This is a genomic window from Desulfonatronospira sp. MSAO_Bac3, assembly GCF_003838035.1.
Lineage (GTDB): Bacteria > Desulfobacterota > Desulfovibrionia > Desulfovibrionales > Desulfonatronovibrionaceae > Desulfonatronospira > Desulfonatronospira thiodismutans.
Genome location: NZ_QYZY01000074.1, coordinates 1 through 3,355, shown reverse-complemented (window position 1 = coordinate 3,355; position 3,355 = coordinate 1). Strand labels below are relative to the sequence as shown.

Genomic DNA, 3,355 nt, shown 5'->3' with positions numbered 1-3,355 from the left:
GCACAAGGCCAGGGGACTGTCCCCGCTAAGTGATGATTATGAAGCTTCACAAAATTTTGCGTCTGTACTTTTCATATTGTGCAGTAAAAGTGTCGCGGGGACTGTCCCCCTGGCCGGTATCTGCCCCCTGAATGGTTACGATTAAACTGCTGTCCGGTGGTGTAGAAATTGAGCGTTGATCCTAAAAGAGTCCGGGAAAAGATGGTCCGGGAACAGATAGAGGCCCGTGGAATCAAGGATGAAGAAGTGCTGCGGGCCATGCGCAGGGTTCCCAGGCATATGTTTGTGGACGAGGCCCTGCAGGCGCAGGCATATGCGGACCATCCCCTGCCCATCGGCCATGGGCAGACTATATCCCAGCCCTACGTGGTGGCCATGATGAGCGCCATGCTCGAGGTGAAGCCGGGAATGAAGGTGCTGGAAATCGGTACCGGATCGGGCTACCAGGCTGCAGTCCTTGCGGAGATGGGAGCAGATGTCTATACTGTGGAAAGGATCAAGGCCCTTTATCAGGCAGCCAGACTGCGTTTCAACCAGCTGAAATATTTATATGTGAAAACCAAGCTGGATGACGGGACTGCAGGATGGCCCGAACAGGCCCCTTTCGACCGTATCCTGGTGACCGCAGGAGGGCCTGAGGTGCCCGCCCCTTTGATGGAACAGCTTGATGATCCCGGAATACTGGTCATACCGGTGGGTGAAAGCAAGAGGCACCAGCAGTTGCTGCGTGTTATTAAAGACAGGGGGGAAATAAAAAGGGAAAATATGGGCAGTGTGGCCTTTGTAGACCTGGTGGGCAAGTTCGGCTGGTAGGCGGGAAATAAGGATGTTGCAGAAAAATGCATAATTTCAGGAGTCGGCGGATATGATCCAGGAGGGCAGACAAGGTTGTAACCCGGGCGAGGCCGGGCACAGTGCAGATTCCCGCCAGAGCAGATCACAGGAAGAGCTCTTAAGTTCCGTTCTTTCCAGGATCAGGTACAAGATTTTTATTATGAGCGGCAAAGGCGGGGTGGGCAAGAGTTCTGTAGCGGTCAATCTGGCAGCTGCACTGGCCGCTGAAGGCAACAGGACCGGGCTTCTTGATGTGGATATTCATGGTCCAAGCGTGCCCCGCCTCCTTGGAATCACCGGACTTCTTGAGGTGGGCAATCAAAGCCTTATAGAGCCCAAAAGATACAATGAGCGTCTATCGGTGATGTCCATGGAATCTCTTCTGAAGGACCCAGACCAGGCCATACTCTGGAAGGGCCCCATGAAGACGTCCGCTATCAGGCAGTTTATCTCCAATGTGCGGTGGGGAGATCTGGACTACCTGGTGGTTGACTCGCCTCCGGGAACCGGCGATGAGCCCATGACGGTTCTCAAGACCATTCCCGACGCCCTGTGCATTGTGGTCACCACGCCCCAGGAAGTGTCCCTGGCGGATGTGCGCAAGGCGGTCAACTTTCTGCAGTACGCCAAAGCCAATATCCTGGGCCTGGTGGAAAACATGAGCGGCATGGTCTGCCCGCACTGCAGCAAAGACATCGCCCTGTTCAAGGCCGGAGGAGGCAGGGCGCTGGCGACGAGGTACGGAATTGACTTTCTTGGCTCCATTCCCCTTGACCCGGCCAGCATCGATGCTGCTGAAAAGGGCACGCCCGTGGTTTTGAGCAGCAAACCATCCCCGGCAAAAGATGCTCATGCCCGGCTGGCCGCTAAAGTGGACAAGGCGGCCAAAGACAGCCTGGAGGCGGTGTCCACTTCGCACAAGTTTTAAGTTTTGGGATGTAATTTGGGGATTTGGGGATTTGGGGGATTGAGGGATTGAGGTATTGGGGATTGGGGATTGGGGGATTTGGGGATTCAAGATCAGAGGTCAAGATTTTCCCGGTGGATTGTGCGGCTCAAGCCGCGTTTGGTGCCTTTTGAAAAAGGCTTTGGAAAAAAAATTAAAAAATTAAGATAAAAGGGTTGCATTTTAACAAGCAAGATTATATGTTTCATTTCTTAAGCGGCTGGCGTAGCTCAATTGGTAGAGCAGCTGACTTGTAATCAGCAGGTTGCGGGTTCAAGTCCCATCGCCAGCTCCACACGGAGGGATACCCAAGTGGCCAAAGGGAACAGACTGTAAATCTGTCGGCGTAAGCCTTCGGAGGTTCGAATCCTCCTCCCTCCACCACTTAAACAAAAGATCAGATTTAAATATACGCCCGGACTGCGCCGGGAGTCAACTGAATCGGGCCTTTTTATTGTAGGAGACAGGACAGACCTGTTGCTGGACTACAAGACTGGCGGGAATAGCTCAATTGGCTAGAGCATCAGCCTTCCAAGCTGAGGGTTGCGGGTTCGAGTCCCGTTTCCCGCTCCACTTGTGTGCATGTCATATACAGGCCCACGTAGCTCAGTCGGTAGAGCACTTCCTTGGTAAGGAAGAGGTCACCGGTTCAAGTCCGGTCGTGGGCTCCATCCCAGCAGCAAATTTCTGTCTTCCGGCTTTTTTGCTGACAGATGTCCCAGAGGCGCAACAAAATTTAAAAGACAGGTATCTGTCAGCTCTATGAATGTGTTATCGGGGCTGCCCCCTGCTTTGCATGAAAGTGCTGAACAGATACAAAGACGGTTAAGAAAGCCGTGAAAATCAGCAGTCGGTCTGCAGATTTTCCACAGGCTCTCCGTCAGTTACGGTAAAGGCTGTATCCGGGCTCAATCTGCCGGGTGTTTCAGACGTCAAGCACAGGCTGTCTGTTTTACAGGCTGATGGTTTATAAGGTTACAACCGCTCTGCAAAATACTAAAAATCAAGTAAGGGGAGTAAGAGATGGGAAAGTCTAAGTTTGACCGCAAGAAGCCGCACGTTAATATAGGTACCATAGGCCATATTGACCATGGCAAGACCACATTGACCGCAGCTATTACCAAGGTGCTTAGCTTGAAGGGCAGTGGTCAGTTTGTGGCGTTTGACAAGATAGACAAGGCTCCTGAGGAGAAGGAGCGCGGCATTACCATTGCAACCGCACACGTGGAGTATGAGACGCCCAATCGTCACTATGCCCATGTGGATTGTCCCGGTCACGCTGACTATATCAAGAACATGATCACTGGTGCGGCTCAGATGGATGGAGCTGTTCTGGTTGTGGCAGCTACGGACGGACCCATGCCCCAGACTCGTGAGCATATTTTGCTGGCCCGCCAGGTGGGAGTGCCCAGTTTAGTTGTTTATCTGAACAAGGTGGATCTGGTTGATGATCCCGAGCTTCTGGAGCTGGTGGAGCTGGAGGTTCGCGAGCTTTTAAGCAAGTATGATTTTCCCGGTGATGATGTTCCGGTGGTTCGCGGCAGTGCCTTGAAGGCCCTGGAGACTGATGATCCG

3 protein-coding genes and 4 tRNA genes are annotated in these 3,355 nt (G+C 52.8%); all 7 read left to right on the top strand.

The annotated features are described in order from the left end of the window. Window positions 1–201: 201 nt before the first annotated feature. Window positions 202–813, top strand: a complete 612-nt coding sequence (locus D5S03_RS02715; RefSeq protein WP_287042608.1) for a protein-L-isoaspartate(D-aspartate) O-methyltransferase — start codon at window positions 202–204, stop codon at window positions 811–813. A 52-nt stretch (window positions 814–865) separates the two neighbouring features. Beyond that, window positions 866–1,762: an Mrp/NBP35 family ATP-binding protein gene (locus D5S03_RS02710; protein WP_008871722.1), complete on the top strand. Its 897-nt coding sequence runs from the start codon at window positions 866–868 to the stop codon at window positions 1,760–1,762. A gap of 237 nt (window positions 1,763–1,999) precedes the next feature. Next, window positions 2,000–2,075: transfer RNA gene (locus tag D5S03_RS02705), tRNA-Thr, on the top strand. Window positions 2,076–2,078: 3 nt separating this feature from the next. Continuing rightward, window positions 2,079–2,164, top strand: a tRNA-Tyr gene (locus D5S03_RS02700). 112 nt (window positions 2,165–2,276) lie between these two features. Continuing rightward, window positions 2,277–2,353, top strand: a tRNA-Gly gene (locus D5S03_RS02695). Window positions 2,354–2,375: 22 nt separating this feature from the next. After that, window positions 2,376–2,451: transfer RNA gene (locus tag D5S03_RS02690), tRNA-Thr, on the top strand. 352 nt (window positions 2,452–2,803) lie between these two features. Next, on the top strand, window positions 2,804–3,355 hold a 552-nt coding region (locus D5S03_RS02685; RefSeq protein ID WP_287042607.1), incomplete at its 3' end, for a GTP-binding protein.